Raw genomic sequence first — 14,249 nt, 5'->3', positions numbered from 1 at the left:
ATGGGTTTCTTTTCGTCATTATTCGGATCGGCTGCTACGCCTTCCGGCATGCCGTCCTTCTCGTCGAGCAGCATTGTGTGTCCGTTTTGCTTTGAGCAGTTCGGGGCCGATGCCGTAGAGTATCGCTGCACAAATCGCCAGTGCGACGCCGGCCCTTCGGGGTCTGCTGCCGAGGTGGACGAGAAGTACTCGACGTTTCGCGGATGGCCGCGGCCCAGACCCGTGGGACACGTCTTTAAGCCCCAAAAACAGGGCCACTTTGGTGGCGGCTCCGTGTGCTGCGACGTATGTCACTCCAACACGCCCGTGCCCATTTGCCCTTCGTGTCACAGTCCGCTGCCGCAGTCTTCGATTGATGGCAACAACGAGATCATCGCTATCGTGGGCACGCGCGGCTCGGGCAAGAGCCATTACATTACCGTGCTTATCGACCAGCTCACGCGCCGCGTCGGGCATGTCATGGATGCCGGTGTAAACCCGTTCCTTACCATGGACGGTCTTTATAACTGCCGTGAGCTGTACCAAGAGACCAAGTACAAGCCGCTGTTCGAGGAGCAGCATACGCTCGAGGCAACGTCGCGCGCGCTGGGCGGTGGCGACCGCAAGGACAAGATGCCGCTCATCTACACGTGGAACTATACCGAGGCGTCGCGTGGCCGCAAAAAGGCATTTACGCTTTCGTTCTTCGACGCCGCTGGCGAAGACCTGGAGGACCCGCAGGCCGTTGCCACGGTCAACCGTTACCTGCAGCATGCGCGCGGCATCATCTTCCTTGTCGACCCACTCCAGATTGCGGGCATTCGGGAACAGCTCGAGGCAGCGGGCGAGACGGACCTTACGAGCAGCCTTCGCGGCGTTCAGGGCACGACGGGTTTCGAAGGCGTGCTCAGCGCCATCACGACGCTTATCCGCACGGCGCGCGGCATTCGCGAGGGGGACGCCATCGATGTTCCCGTGGCCATCGCTTTTTCTAAGTTTGACCAGCTGACGCCCATTTGCGGTGCGGCGGTTACCGTTCAGCAGCCAAGCCCGCATGCTAAGCACGGTGCCTTCGTCGAGGCGGATCAGCAGGCCGTCGATGCCGAGCTGCGTGCGCTGCTCGAAAACTGGGATGAGGGCGCCATCGTCTCGAGTGTTCAAAGTAATTTCCGCGATGTTGCCTTCTTTGGCGTGTCTGCCCTGGGCCTGCATAATGCTCCGGACGAGAGCGGCTCGGTTAAGCGCCCTCGTCCGCTGCGCGTGGAGGACCCCCTGCTGTGGATTATGGCCAAGAATCACCTTATTACCAAGGAGTAGAACATGGCTGCTCACCAGATTATCTATACCTCGTGTCGCCGCGGCATAGAGGGGACCTCCGATGGCTTCCAGGTCTTCTCGTACGACGAGAAGCTTCCGTCTATTCCCGCAGCCGGTTCATCTCAGGGTTACAACGCCCTGTTTGTCGACTCTGTTCCGCACGATTTGGGCTTCTCTATCTTTGGCTATCATCCGCTCGATGGGGACTACTGTCTATACTGCAACAACACCCGGCTGCCTCACGACTACATGGGGCCGCAGGGGCGTTCGGGCAATATGTTGCGCCAGTCGTTTCTTGTTCCCTGGGCTGATATGTCGTTTGCGCCCATTGAACTCATGGGTTCGTCTGTGCTGCGTTCGCAGATGGGGCCCGAAGTTCAGAGCGCGGAGAAGCCCGACTATCTGCCGTGCGTAGATTTGGCCCCCGCTGGCAATATTACTTTTGATGAAGTCTGCGAATGGCTCGAGGACGAGGACATGGCAGACTCCATGGGGGAGCTGCTGGCAAAGCTCTTTGCGGCAAAGATGGGCGGCAAGCAGCTTGTTGTCGTTGCCACGGCGGAGGAGGCGGCTCAGATTATCGGAGCCATTTCTTATGCCTTGCCGCTGCGTTTGTCACGCCAAATTTCCTTTGTGCTGGGTGCCGATGATGCAACCGAGGCATCGGGCGATATCATCAACGCTTCTGCCGAGGCCATCGCGGCGGCTCCGGATTACGTGACAAGTGGTTGGATCGTCTTTGATCCCCATAACCCGGACAGCAATGGATCCTACGCAGGTGTTGACGGATATCTGGGATTTGTCGAGCTTTCCTATTCGCTGAACCCCAAGCGCCTCGCGGATTTCTGCAGCTTTGTCCAGGAGCACACGACGGCCAAATTCATGTTGGGCGCACTGGACGATGCCCATGATTTGTGGGCACTGCTTGGAAAGAGCGAGCCGGATGCGGACGCGGGCAGGCTTCTACGTGCACTCTCCTTTGCAGAGGCTTCGTCCGACGAGGCAACAAACGCGCAACTCACCAATCAGCTCGTAGATTCGCTTGATACGCTGGCGGATATGGGTCTTGGCGTGCTCATCCCTGTTTTGAGCTATCTGCTGCGGCGTGTAGGCGGAATGGATGCCGAGAGGCGCGAGGGCGTGTGCGCCGTCGCGGCCGCTACGGTATCGCGTCTGCTTTCCGATGCCTCGGTGGCGCCGCGGGACTTCCCCAAACAGATGAGCTCGCTATGCGAATCTTGCTCACGTGCCGGCCTCGACCTTTTGGCAATTCTTCAGCGCGGCGGCGATTCTTCGTGGCTGTTTGCGCCGGGCGAGGTATCGGACGTTCAAAAGATTATCGATTTGCTGGATCTGTTCTCTAAATCTGCTGCGGCCCGCAAGTGTACGCTGGAGGAAGCTGGTCCCGACGGCGAGCTTGGACGCTTTGCCGCTGGGGCCCTGCAAGCGGCCTTTGCTCTTGATCGCGTGAAGCTATCGACGGCTGTGATTGCCTATGTCAACGGGTTCACCCATTCGCTCGATGTTTACGAATCTGCCGTCGAGGCAGCGGTGACGGCGGTGTGCGCTGTTGCCCCGAAGGAGATTAATGGCATTTGGGGGGTCATCGCTGCTCGCGCTCCGTATGCCAAGGTTGGAGAACTTCCGCGTGGTCTTGTGTGGCTGAGCGACCATGGACGCGAACAAGACATGGGAACCATGTTCTCGTTTGGCTTGGGTCACGTCGAGGGCGTAGAGGCTGCGTCGGATCTGTATAAAATCTGCTGTAGGGAAGGATTCCCTACTCATAAGGCGCTTGCCATAGGTTATACCGATGCTACGTCCTTATATGTTGCTTACCTGTTGAGCTGTCGCAGCGAAAAAGCGACCTCAATACTTCGTGAGCTTGTTGAATCGCTTGCCAAGGCGGCTCCCAGTAACAAGTTGGTGTGTTGCCCACCCATGGTAAAAACGATGGGCACTGCTTCGCATGGCCTTACGGATGGAATCGATCCTTTGAATCCCTCAAAAGAAGATCTTAGGACGTTGCGCGCCCTTTATGGCTATTCCCGGGCTGCGAATGCGGCGGTGCTTGGTCGCCAGGGCATGCTCGCACTGGCACTTGCGGAGTTGGGGAGGGCTTCTCAGGCGAGCGCGGATTTCAGGGCATATCAGGGAATTCCCGATATCCTAAAAAGCTACCGTGGGGCTGTCGATTTTTCCGACGTTGAGGGCCGTGACCGAGATAGGATCTGCGACGCTTTCGCCCAGGGTGTTTTGGGATGTTGCAAGGACCTTGGCGATTTTGCCTTTGCCATGGCTGCAATGTCGGCCACTTGCTGGTTGCCTGCCTTCGAGGCCTGCGCTCAGCTTGCTTTAAAGTATTCGCGCGGCAGACAGGGATCGTTCGATCGCTTGGCACTGGTTCTTTCGTACCTAGCGGTTTACGGAGTGAATCGCGAAGACATGCACGCCGCTATGGGCAAGGTCCTTCCCAAAGTTAAGCTCGAAAACCATGGCGCCCTTAAGCACGAATGTGCCCGTTACTGCGGGCCCCGCGCGCTCGAGGCGCTGGGAATTACGGCTCCTGCCGATGTTGCGCAACAGATTGACGCGATTCTCGCTGACAATGTCAAAAAGGGCGGGTTGCCGTTCTTTAGAAAGTAGGTAAGTTTAAGCAGACGGGTGATGACCATGGGGTTGTTTAATAAGGTTTCTGGGCTGGCGCAGGGCGCTTACGGTAAGGCGGCAGGCTATTCCGATGCCGATGAGTCGTTTATCGGCGCCGATGTCGATGGCATGATTTGCCATATGGGTCTTTATCCCAACTACATTAAGCTCCGCACTAGGGAGCCGCGCACCGAGCAGATCAAGCGTGCCATGGAAGATCCTATTTCTGCGTTGGTTGGCCCGGCTCAAGAGGTCGAGCGCATCATCCGCGTGGGCAGCCACGTTCGAGATTTTGAGCGTTGGACCGAGTTTGGCAAGCGTTGCTATACGCTCAAGATTATGGGCACCAGAAAGCTTGTTCGCATTCGCTTGGTTCCGGCTGATGGCCAGCGCTTTGAGAACTACGTAATGAGTCATTGGATGTAACGAGGACGGCGGGTTGCTCGTTCTGATAGGAAGAAGGTAAGAAGAATGGCTGGAAGCGGTTCTTGGCGTCCTCAATATGATTCGAGGAGGCAAAAGGGTGGACATGGCGCGTACTCGCCGAGCAAGATGTCCTTTTCTGAGCACAGGAGGCGTGGGCCTTCTGTTTACTTTGCCGCCAACTGGGTGCTCATTGGCGTCGTGGGGGCTTTGGCAATGCTGCTCATCGGCCTTACGGCGCTCATCCGAGGCAACTGGGAAGGCTTTCTGTTTGCCCTGGTGGCTGCGCTTATTTGCTACAAGCTGTTTTTCCATAAGCGCTCGTAGGGGAGCGATGGGATTTAGTTTCCCTGTATGCAACTACTAATCAAAATAGGAGAATACCATGGGACTGTTTGGCTCTTTTGTTCAAGCATTTAAAGACGGATACAACGGCGTAGACGAAGAGCAGGACACTGCGCCTTCCACTAAGGAAAATACTGCTCAAAAACCCGCACCCGCAAAGGAGACTGCCCCTGCTCAAAAGCAGGCTGCCTCCGAGGAGCCAAAGTTCTGCGGCGCATGCGGCGCCTCCCTCGAGCCGGGTACCAAGTTCTGCCCCAAGTGCGGAGAACCGGTGATGGGCGTTGCGCCGGAGCATCAGGCCGTTCCGGTCGAACCTCCGCATCTTATGCCGACTGATACATTGCAAGCGTTTTTGGATACGGGCTGCAACCAGATGTCCTTGCTCGAAGGAGCTGCGGCTTACCAAAAGGTTACACATGCCGATCCTGTTTTTGGAACTGAAGAGGTTAATTCTCATTTCCTACTTCATGGCAATGAGATGGCTATTCAAAAGGTTGCTGGAGTAATCAAAGGCCTATCTGAACAGTTTTTTAAGCATAAGCTCATTGTTAATGTAGACATGCTGCCCGCAGATTATCGACAGGTGGTTCGTATCTATTCTGCTGAGGTGGGGAGGCGCTTGGAAAAAATGATGTATTTCACGCTCGTACGAGAAAACGTGAGAGATGGCGCCGTTTATTACCTGTATATGGTTGGCGATGCTTACGAGCTGCAGGCCAAGGCCGATGCCGGTGTCATCTTGTCCAACGACGAGAATGAGAGACTTGCCAGGTTTGCTGCCCTTCACGACACTTTTAGCGAGTTTATTTCAACTGCAACGAACGGGGTTATCTTTGCCTTTGCTTCTTTGAACGACCGCCAAATGAATGGCCAAGCTAACTTTAAAGACGGATACAACGGCGTGGACGAAGGGCGGGACGCTGCGCCCTCTACGAAGAAGGGCGCTGCCGAAAAACCCGCTCCCGCAGAGGGGGCCTCTCCTGTCCAAAAACCGGTTGCCTCCGAGGAGCAAAAGTTCTGCGGTGCGTGCGGCGCCTCCCTTGAGTCGGGCACCAAGTTCTGCCCCAAGTGCGGAGAACCGGTGATGGGCGTTGCGCCGGAGCATCAGGGCGTTCCGGTCGAACCTCCGCATCTTATGCCGACTGATACATGGCAAGCGTATGTGGATACGGGCTGCAACGAGATGTCCTTGCTCGAAGGGGCCGCGGCTTACCAAAGGGTCACACATGCCGATCCTGTTTTTGGAACTGAAGAGGTTGATTCTTATTTCCTATTTCGTGGCAATGAGGTGGATATTCAACAGGTTGCTGAATATATCAAAAAGTATTCTGAACAGGCTTTTGGGGATAAGCTCATTGTTAATGTAGACATGTTGCCCGCAGATAATCGACAGGTGATACGTATCTATTCTGCTGAGGTGGGGAGGCGCATGGAAAAAATGAGGTATCTCACGCTCTTACAAGAAAACGTGAGAGATGGTGCCGTTTATTACGCGTATATGGTTGACAATGTTTACGAGCTGGTGGCCAAGGACAAGGCTGGTGTCACCTTGTCCAACGACGAGAAAGAGGTAGTTGACGCGTTTATCGCCCTTCTCGGCACTTTTATCGATTTTCATACAGCTGCAATCATGGCGGTTCTCTCGACTTTTGCTACTTTGAACGATATCCTAATGAATGGCTAAGCTAACTTTGAGGGCTCCAAGGTGTAAAAAGACTCGCCAATTCTTGTGTTGATCAACTGTAAGCACGCAAGCTATATCATCCGTCCTCATTTCTTGCTTAAGGAAATGAGGGCGGATTTGTTGTTAGGGCCAGAGGTTCATCTTGTTATAAGAATGGGGCGGTCAAAGCCGCCCCATTTACATATTATGCTAGGGGAGTGTCGTCGCTCCCATTGCTGTGCTTTCGGTTGCAATGTTGCCGATGGCCTTCATAAGGCTTTCGACTTGTTTGTTGGTCGCTGCATTGTTTCCGGAGAGATCACAGCGCCACGCCATGAGCTTTGCGTTGCTAGAGCATGCTTCTACCGTTATGTAGATGCGTGCCGGTCCTTCGGGACGAAGCAGATTTAGTTCTAAGGCTCGCAGGCGCTTTCCAAAAAAGACACCTCCCTGGATTGCCTCGAGTCCCGTACGCACGGTTATGCGCAACTCCTCTTGCTTTGCGGCCCGAAATGCAAAATCGGACCATGTCGTGTCTGCAAAGCACTGAGCTCCGGACACCACTATGGGCCCCATGGGGTATCCGGGCGCGCATCGTTTCTGTAGTTGTTCGACAGTGATATCTGATGCGGTCATGTGGCCTCCTCTCACAATTTGCCTGCATAGGGCAGGCGTACTCTCAGTGCAAATTATCCGACAGCCCTTTTCGTGCCTGTTGCGCAACATATTCGAGCATGCCTGCGTGATACTTTTGCTCAGACGATTGCAATGGGGGAGCCATGGATAATTTGGAACAGCTCGAGGTTGTGCAGCTTGATGGTTTTACGCCCAGCATTCCTGTGGAGCCCGGGCGTGAACAGGAGCTCACATCGCGTTTTGATATGCTCTTTCTTCAACCGGGGAGCACGCTTCATGGTGGTTTTGGTGCGGTTGCCAAGGTGGTGAACCTTTACGAAGAGGTTTTTGCCCTCAAGCGGTTAAACGCACCCGATTCCAACAGCGATTGCTCGCCTTCTGAGCTGAGGGAGATGCTGTTCGAAGAATATAAAAACCAACTCGCAGTATCTAGGCTAAAAGGCTTTCCACAGGTCTATGGCTATGGGTCGTGGAAGGGCGAGCCGCTTATCCTTATGGAATGGATCGAGGGCACCACGCTGGCGCATGCTGTACCCGATCTGCCTCATGAAGGCGACGGTGTTCAGGGTGAAGTCGTGGCACAAGTGGGCATTTCGGTCTTGGAGATCTTGCAGGGTGTCGAGCGCCTGAACAGCCGCCTTGTGCATCGCGATATTTCTCCTAATAACATTATGTTTCGCACCAAGGATATGAGCCTGTCTCAGCAGATTGCTGCCGGCGCCTTCGATACGTGCCTGATCGATTTTGGCAATTCGACCACAGAATGCCAAGATATTCCCATGGCCTTTACGCAGCGTGTGGGCATGATGCGTGGGGCCACGCGAGATTACGCTCCTCCCGAGATGCTGACGGCAGACGTAGAGGGCGTGGAAGAGCTTAGAAACAATCCCGCAATTGATATCTATGCACTCTGCAGCGTGCTGTATGAACTTTACGCGGGGCATACGCCATTCGACCTTACCCACTCTCTTGGAGGGTCAGATTATCGCACCAAAATGAGCATGGATCCAAAACCGCTTGTTGCCCGGCGCACATACGAGGCGCCGTTGCTCAATGCGATTATGAGCGGTATCAGGCCTTCTCAGGAGGCCAGGCCAACGGTGGATGGCCTTTTGTACGAGCTTGAATGCTGGTATGAGGGTCGTCAACGAAACGGAACGGTCGCAGCTCCTAAGCCGGTTGAAATGCCCGAAAAATATGATGCGGATTCGGGCTGGGATGAAACGACGCCTGTTGGCAATGCGGTGGTCGTACCTCTTACGGAATCCAACCCGTTCGAGAACGACTTTGTGGCTCCGGTGGCAGAATCGGCAACTGTGCCTATGCCGCATGCTGAGGAGCGTTTTGAAGCGTCCCGTAAAACTCCGGTGTCCGAGCCGGAGCCAACAGGGGACGCTTGGTCTGAGCCTGATGTTTATTTTGATGCTTCCGGTGCGGAGCACGTTCCGGTTCCCACGCCGGTGCCCGTGCCTACGCCTGACACCGCACGGAGTGCGGCAGGCGCCGCGGCGGCGGGGGCTGGCGCTGCATCGACGGCGAGGGCCGGCACTGCATCCGCCGCAGCCGCTGCTGGTGCCGCTGCTGGTGCTGCTGCGGGCTCGGCCGCCGCGGGGGCTGCATCGCCGCGACCGAAAAGAGGTGGAGGATCAGGCACTGCCCGCGCCTCGAAACCCCGTTCTGCCTCTGCTTCTTCGAGCCCCGTGCCGCCGCCCCCTGCGCCTCCCGTACCGTCTCCTGCGCCGGCGACTTCTGCACCGGCGCCCCCTGTTCCCTCGGGCTTTTCGAGTTCGAGAAAAAAGAAACGAGGGGCCGTTTCGAGCAGTGGCACATCTATTGGGTTTAGGGACGTTCGTCATTCGCGTCCCGTGCGAAAACTCGGTTGGCGATTGCTAATAATTTTGGCAATCATGTTTGCGCTTAGCGTAGTGTCGTGTGCCGCACGGATTGCGTTTGGGTCGGAACTCCCCGGCCACCAGGAGAGTTCTGAGGTTCAAGAAACGAATTGCGTTAGCGATGATAGCCAGGGCGTAGTCCCTGCTGAGGAGGATGTTTTATGGCAGAGATAACACCGCGCCGTATCATGTTCGAGGATTTAAGGGGGTTTGCGGGCCTCGACTATCACGATGCGTGCTGCCTATTGCTTTCCGTTCGACCTGTTGCCGGCGGGATGTCTCCTCGTGAGTCGCTCGAGGTCATGCATCGTTCGAGCATTATGCGCAACTACGTTGACATTGTCCCATCCAAGACAAATCCCTCGCATTTTGGCGATCTCCAAAACGCCTCGCTCAACGTTATGGCGCGACTGGCGGCACGACAGGGCTCCGGTGCAGCGTCGCGCGTTAAAATTGCCGATCACTACCGCGGACCGGCTGCCCACGCTATGGCCGATGCATTCGATGCGTGGGGGTTGAGCGGGCAGACGTATCTTAATGCGGTCAGGTGTATCGACATGGCAGTGCTTCCTGCCGGCAAGGATAGAGCTGCTCTGTTCGTCATGCTGTTTGTAGTGGCGGGCTGCCTCCAGGATCCGACGCGTGCGGCAGAATTAGTCGAGGACTTTCTGGAGCGATGCATGGGCGGGCACTTTAGCTCAACGACGCTTAGGCTCGATAACGGTAAGAATGATTATGCCTCCGTAACGAGCCCCGTCGATAGCGCTTCTACAACGCTTGGCCTTATCTTGCGGGAAGGCAGCGTCGTGCGCCTGCCGGCATATGAGCTGTCCCAAGATCCAGAAGGCACTGTCATTGGCTATTTGCCAACTGGTACAAACGTGATCGGTGCGCCCGATGGCTGTGTAAGCGCCCGTCACCTTCGTATTTGGTGCGAGGGTGGTCGTTGGTATGCGCAGGGTCTTGGTTCAACAGCGGGAACAGTACTCAAACGCGGCGCCGAAGACTTGACGGTCGTTGAGCCCCCGAGCTCTGAGGCCGAGCCGGGGCGTGAGTACCCGCCGGTGGAAATCAAAGTGGGGGATGAGCTTTGCCTTGGCGGCAAAGTGACGTATATCGTTGCGCGAGGCAAAATCGGATAGCTGCAGCTTCTACATCCAACCGTTCGGCGGTGTTGCGCAACGTTTTTTGTCCTTTTGGGTTTACGAAAAGATAAAGGTATCGTTCCGACGAGAAAGGGCATGTTATGGGCCTATTCGATAATCTAAAGTCTGGGCTGTCATCTGCGGGAAGCGCTCTTAATATCAAAGACGGCTGCCGATGCTGCGGACGTGGCGGCGAGCATCCAGGCGGAGAGCGCATTTTGCACGCAATGCGGTGCTCCGCTATTGCCGGGAGCGATGTTTTGTGGGAAATGCGGCGCTTCGCAGACAGGGACCACCAAAGCGGCTACGACATCAAAGGTGCTGCCCGACTACGTCTTTCCGGACCTTTCGTGGAATGAGGTCGCCGATCGAATTCTTGCGGACCGTCGCTTTCCAAGCGAACTATGGGATCTTGCGGGGAGCGTAAGTAAGCCGCATGAGATTCAGATTTCCGATGTAATTGGCTTTTGCAACATTTCCAACTGTGATGCTTTTATTGTTAGAGGCGGGGGTTCACTCTCTCTGGATGTTTTGGCACTCGAGCTTATCGATGTCGCCGAAGACCACGATCGATCGTCTCTGAAAATAAAAATCGACCGCGACATTACTCGCGGGGGCGGAATTACCATTGCGGCGAATGTTCCAGATCCCGAGAGCCCAATTGAGGCAAACCCCTTCAATTTGATAGTGCAAGAGGCCTATGGGGACGATGCCATTTTCTACTATTACCGTATTCGTAAAACCGACCATCGCGTCTTTGTCGGTCCCGATGCTTTCGGTCGGACCGACTGTGTTGTCGCGATGACGTTTGCTAGGCTCAATTCTAAGGGGGGCGAACCGCTACGCCCTGTGCTCTGGATTGTCGATGCAACTCCATTATGCAATCCAATTGAGGCTTCGCTGACAGAGGCGATAAATGAGAATTCGGACGACCTCCTTGCGCAGGCCGCTGGCTTCAAGAAGGGAAGGTACCCTTCTCCTATCGACGGAGTGATGCGCGACGATATCGAGTCCTATACGATTCTGGACCCATCTGTTAATCCGTATCAAGCGGTCGTCGAACTTGGGCATCGTATGGGCCAGGAGGGCTGGAAAATTGTCCAAGGGCCTGATGATTGGTATTACGGAGGCGACTTAATTCAGTTGGCTCCTTCGGGCGCTGGTATGGGCAAACAGTGGTGGGATACTTTAGTCGTTCGGGTCGAAGCGAAAACAAGGGGTTACATCTTGTACCTCATTCCGCTGTATAATCTGTTATAATCAGGCGTACAGTCTTCGCAAAGAGGGCAAGATGCTGCGTCCAGATATGGAAGCGGCTTTCCAGGCTGTGGCTCCGTTTGCAGACCAAATGTTTGATTTTCTTGAGGCTGCAAAACATACCTTTATTTATGCAGTCGCGCAAATCAACCAAGAGGCAGCCAGCCGGTGCGGCATATCGCTGGATTTAAAGAGATCTTTGCCGCGCGGTTCCTTTGATGAATTTCTCCAGGCTTGTCAGGCAGGTGAGCATGAAAAGGCGAGCAAGTTGGACAACGATCTTACTACGCTTCAATTCCGCCTTTATGATGACCCACTTGCTGACAAGCGATTCTGTGCCTCATATGTAGTCCCCCTTGTGGTACTTGGTTTAGAGAGTCTCGCGAGAATTATTCAGAATTCATCTTCTATTGGGCCCCTGGTTGCCCGCGTGGTCGATCGTCCTGATGGACGTGAAGGCGATCAGCTGATTGAGGTTTTCATTGCCGAAGGAGAGGAAGACAAGCTGTGGCAGAAGGGTTGCCACTGGTTTGTTGCTCGCGGGGAGACGGCAGATGGACTCCCGTTACTTAACGTATTTCTGTCCTCTTGCGAAATGGACAAGGCGATTGCCAAGAACAGGAGCGGCGCTGTTCTACCCCCGGATGTCAAAGCGCTTCTAGTTGATTGCGCGGCGAATTCCGATCGCGTTGTAGAAATGACCGAGTCCGTTATACCCCCTGTGGGACTGGGGCACGTTATTCGTTTGCTCAATAGTGAATGGCTGTCGGAGAAGTCCCAATCGCAGGATTAGGTGCCTTCGTATTAGAAATCGTTTTCTAAGGAGGCCCCGCCGACGTGTCGCTGCGCCAGCGGGGCCTCCTCGTGGTTACATTCCAAAGCAAAACGCCCTCCCAGAAGATTGCTCTTCTGGGAGGGCGTTAGGGATTCTATTCGCTATTTGTTAAGCAAGCTTGTTGCCGCAGCTGGGGCAGAACGCAGCGCCGGCTTCCACGGGGGCACCGCAGTTGGGGCAGAAGCCGCCTGCATTGCCAGCGGCCTGGGCAAAGCTGGACAGGTCTTTACCTGCCGCCGCGTCCTCGAAGTGCTCAAGTACGGTCTGGACGGAATTGCAGAAGTCGGCCTCTGCTGCAATGTCGATGTCGTCGACGAGCTTCTCGGCCTTTTTGGCAAAGCCTTTTCCGATTCCGCGGTTCAGCATGTTGTTGAGGGCGGGACCGTCTTCGTCCATCATGTCTGCCTGCTCCTCGGCGGCCCTTACAGCCTGCTCTGCCGCTTCGGCGCGTGTGCTCGGGCAGCGGTAGGTCTTGAGGTCAGAACCCTGGAGGACGCAAACGTACGTTGCCCAAACCTGGGACTGCATTCCGTATGCGAAAATCTGAAGCGCGGGAATCTGCGTCTTTTTGAAGAGACCGCCATCGACTACCTTGATCTTGCCAACACTGATCTTATAGCTGTAGGGAGAATTAGCCGCGAGGCTGTTGAGAGCATCGTTGGCAATGGTGATGCAGTCCTCGATTGAGCGATTTCCGACCGAGGTGACAATCGGATCTCCGAGATCATTGCTGTACTCGAGGTTAGAGAGCTTAAGTGCCATTGTAGTTCCTTTCCAATTGATGGTTTCGGCTGTCTTTCGACAATTCGTATTCTGGAGCCGCGAAATATGATTCTGTTGCGCAACATCAAGGATTTTTGAGAATGCGGTGTTGTTGACGAGTTGGTCGGTTGCTTGAGGCAGCGCTCTTTGTTGCGCAACGGATTTCTGGAACAACGCCGTATGCTCAACTCGTCCTAAAGATATAAGAGAAAGGACAGGACAATGGCCGAGGTTGAAGTAAGGGCTTTAGGTCCCGACGACGTCGACGAAATGGTCGATCTGGATGAGCAGTCGGGCTACGAGGTCTACGATGCATATGCGGATTACATTGAGGAAGAGGACGAGGACGGCGATGGAGGCGAAGAGAACAATTACCTCTGGGGCGTCTTTGCCGATGATGAGCTGGTCGGTTTTTGCGTAACGGGCGGTGCAGATGACCCCGACCTGCCGGATGCCGTTACGGAGCACCCGCTCAACGAGTACACGTCGACGTTTTTGAGCCATGTGTATGTTGACCCCGACTACCGCGGTAACGGCTATGGCGCGCGCCTGGTGCACGACGCCCTGTTGGGATACTGGGAGAGCGAGGGCGAACAGCAGCCTACATTCCTGAATCTGAGCGAATATCTCTTTGACGATGCTGATGCGGATCCGATTAAGCTCGCGCATCTGCTCATCGACTTCTTTGGCAAGAACGGGTTTGAGCCCATTCCCGACGATGACCACGACATCACCTACACCTGCATGGTCTTGGATCCCAAGAACTTTAAGGATCCGGACGCGGAGTAGGGGTTGCGAGGTGTTGGTTTAGCTTCCCTAGTTGATGTTTGACGGGACCGGACGTTCCAGTTGTGATGGCTGGACGTCCGGTCTTTTTTGGCCTGTCGGGTTTGGTGCTCGGCACGTCTGTCTCGATCTGTAACATCTGGCGGGGGATACGGGGTCTAGTTGTTACAGATTGAGATGTTTGTGAACCGTGTCGACCGTTTGTCTCAATCTGTAACACCTAGACGAAGATTCGGCCTGTAGATGTTACAGATTGAGATGTTAGCCAAGGAGGCTGACTGAATGTCTCGATTCGTAACGTGTAGACCTGGTTTTGCCTCGTAACTGTTACAGATTGAGACAATTGGCCCAGACCCGCCCCGTCCGCCTCGTCATCTGTGGTTTACGTGGGGGCATACGGAGTGCAGGTATACTAACCCGCGGCGAATCTGCTCCATCGCTTAGAGCTGCTGCGTCTGGACGGCGCGTGATATGGCTGCCAAAGCGATCGCCAGCGTGCTGAGCAACGTCCTCTCTGTGCGCACCCGTTTTTGTATGTACTAGCGCACTACCAAGCACGC

At 55.1% G+C, this 14,249-nt stretch carries 12 protein-coding genes; 10 read left to right on the top strand and 2 right to left on the bottom strand.

Going from position 1 to position 14,249, the window contains the following annotated elements:
* From ACTM86_RS00765 to ACTM86_RS00745, 5 genes are all read left to right on the top strand, one after another.
* Positions 1-1,296, top strand: coding sequence for a TRAFAC clade GTPase domain-containing protein (locus tag ACTM86_RS00765; RefSeq protein WP_441014945.1), 1,296 nt, complete (start codon positions 1-3; stop codon positions 1,294-1,296).
* 3 nt (positions 1,297-1,299) lie between these two features.
* Positions 1,300-3,942, top strand: coding sequence for a GAP1-M domain-containing protein (locus ACTM86_RS00760; protein ID WP_441014943.1), 2,643 nt, complete (start codon positions 1,300-1,302; stop codon positions 3,940-3,942).
* 27 nt (positions 3,943-3,969) lie between these two features.
* Positions 3,970-4,371 carry a hypothetical protein gene (locus ACTM86_RS00755; protein WP_147579384.1) on the top strand — a complete coding sequence of 134 codons (402 nt, stop codon included), beginning with the start codon at positions 3,970-3,972 and terminating at the stop codon, positions 4,369-4,371.
* A gap of 126 nt (positions 4,372-4,497) precedes the next feature.
* Positions 4,498-4,695 (top strand): hypothetical protein, encoded by a 198-nt coding sequence (locus ACTM86_RS00750; protein ID WP_441014941.1) that lies wholly within the window; start codon positions 4,498-4,500, stop codon positions 4,693-4,695.
* A gap of 58 nt (positions 4,696-4,753) precedes the next feature.
* Positions 4,754-6,397 (top strand): zinc-ribbon domain-containing protein, encoded by a 1,644-nt coding sequence (locus tag ACTM86_RS00745; protein WP_441014939.1) that lies wholly within the window; start codon positions 4,754-4,756, stop codon positions 6,395-6,397.
* A 189-nt stretch (positions 6,398-6,586) separates the two neighbouring features.
* Here ACTM86_RS00745 and ACTM86_RS00740 read toward each other — a convergent pair whose 3' ends face one another.
* Complete coding sequence (locus tag ACTM86_RS00740; protein WP_441014937.1) at positions 6,587-7,012, bottom strand: hypothetical protein; 426 nt, start codon at positions 7,010-7,012, stop codon at positions 6,587-6,589.
* Positions 7,013-7,155: 143 nt separating this feature from the next.
* On the opposite strand from ACTM86_RS00740, the gene ACTM86_RS00735 reads away from it, so the two are divergent.
* The 4 genes from ACTM86_RS00735 (at position 7,156) to ACTM86_RS00720 (ending at position 12,099) form a co-directional block, all read left to right on the top strand.
* Positions 7,156-9,078 (top strand): serine/threonine protein kinase, encoded by a 1,923-nt coding sequence (locus ACTM86_RS00735; protein WP_441014935.1) that lies wholly within the window; start codon positions 7,156-7,158, stop codon positions 9,076-9,078.
* Positions 9,066-10,046 (top strand): FHA domain-containing protein, encoded by a 981-nt coding sequence (locus tag ACTM86_RS00730; protein ID WP_441014933.1) that lies wholly within the window; start codon positions 9,066-9,068, stop codon positions 10,044-10,046. Before ACTM86_RS00735 ends, ACTM86_RS00730 begins: the two co-directional genes overlap by 13 nt.
* A gap of 189 nt (positions 10,047-10,235) precedes the next feature.
* Positions 10,236-11,309, top strand: coding sequence for a zinc ribbon domain-containing protein (locus ACTM86_RS00725; RefSeq protein ID WP_441014931.1), 1,074 nt, complete (start codon positions 10,236-10,238; stop codon positions 11,307-11,309).
* 31 nt (positions 11,310-11,340) lie between these two features.
* Positions 11,341-12,099 (top strand): hypothetical protein, encoded by a 759-nt coding sequence (locus tag ACTM86_RS00720; protein WP_441014929.1) that lies wholly within the window; start codon positions 11,341-11,343, stop codon positions 12,097-12,099.
* 150 nt (positions 12,100-12,249) lie between these two features.
* Here the strand turns inward: ACTM86_RS00720 and ACTM86_RS00715 are convergent, their stop codons facing one another.
* Positions 12,250-12,903, bottom strand: a complete 654-nt coding sequence (locus tag ACTM86_RS00715; protein WP_441014927.1) for a zinc-ribbon domain-containing protein — start codon at positions 12,901-12,903, stop codon at positions 12,250-12,252.
* A gap of 222 nt (positions 12,904-13,125) precedes the next feature.
* Here ACTM86_RS00715 and ACTM86_RS00710 point away from each other — a divergent pair, with 222 nt between their 5' ends.
* A complete protein-coding gene (locus ACTM86_RS00710) occupies positions 13,126-13,692 on the top strand; it encodes a GNAT family N-acetyltransferase (protein ID WP_441014925.1) in 567 nt (188 codons plus the stop codon).
* The last annotated feature ends 557 nt before the right edge of the window (positions 13,693-14,249 follow it).

Origin of the sequence: Collinsella sp. HCP3S3_E11, from assembly GCF_052067375.1 — a bacterium.
GTDB lineage: Bacteria > Actinomycetota > Coriobacteriia > Coriobacteriales > Coriobacteriaceae > Collinsella.
Note: the sequence above shows the minus strand (reverse complement) of the source record. Positions and strands in the feature narration are given on the sequence as shown.

Bases quoted from the DNA above. Each gene is read 5' to 3' on its own strand.
- ACTM86_RS00735 (WP_441014935.1), top strand. From the start codon at position 7,156: ATGGATAATTTGGAACAGCTCGAGGTTGTGCAGCTTGATGGTTTTACG.
- ACTM86_RS00745 (WP_441014939.1), top strand. From the start codon at position 4,754: ATGGGACTGTTTGGCTCTTTTGTTCAAGCATTTAAAGACGGATACAAC.
- ACTM86_RS00720 (WP_441014929.1), top strand. From the start codon at position 11,341: ATGCTGCGTCCAGATATGGAAGCGGCTTTCCAGGCTGTGGCTCCGTTT.
- ACTM86_RS00755 (WP_147579384.1), top strand. From the start codon at position 3,970: ATGGGGTTGTTTAATAAGGTTTCTGGGCTGGCGCAGGGCGCTTACGGT.
- ACTM86_RS00710 (WP_441014925.1), top strand. From the start codon at position 13,126: ATGGCCGAGGTTGAAGTAAGGGCTTTAGGTCCCGACGACGTCGACGAA.
- ACTM86_RS00730 (WP_441014933.1), top strand. From the start codon at position 9,066: ATGGCAGAGATAACACCGCGCCGTATCATGTTCGAGGATTTAAGGGGG.
- ACTM86_RS00750 (WP_441014941.1), top strand. From the start codon at position 4,498: ATGTCCTTTTCTGAGCACAGGAGGCGTGGGCCTTCTGTTTACTTTGCC.
- ACTM86_RS00765 (WP_441014945.1), top strand. From the start codon at position 1: ATGGGTTTCTTTTCGTCATTATTCGGATCGGCTGCTACGCCTTCCGGC.
- ACTM86_RS00715 (WP_441014927.1), bottom strand. From the start codon at position 12,903: ATGGCACTTAAGCTCTCTAACCTCGAGTACAGCAATGATCTCGGAGAT.
- ACTM86_RS00740 (WP_441014937.1), bottom strand. From the start codon at position 7,012: ATGACCGCATCAGATATCACTGTCGAACAACTACAGAAACGATGCGCG.
- ACTM86_RS00760 (WP_441014943.1), top strand. From the start codon at position 1,300: ATGGCTGCTCACCAGATTATCTATACCTCGTGTCGCCGCGGCATAGAG.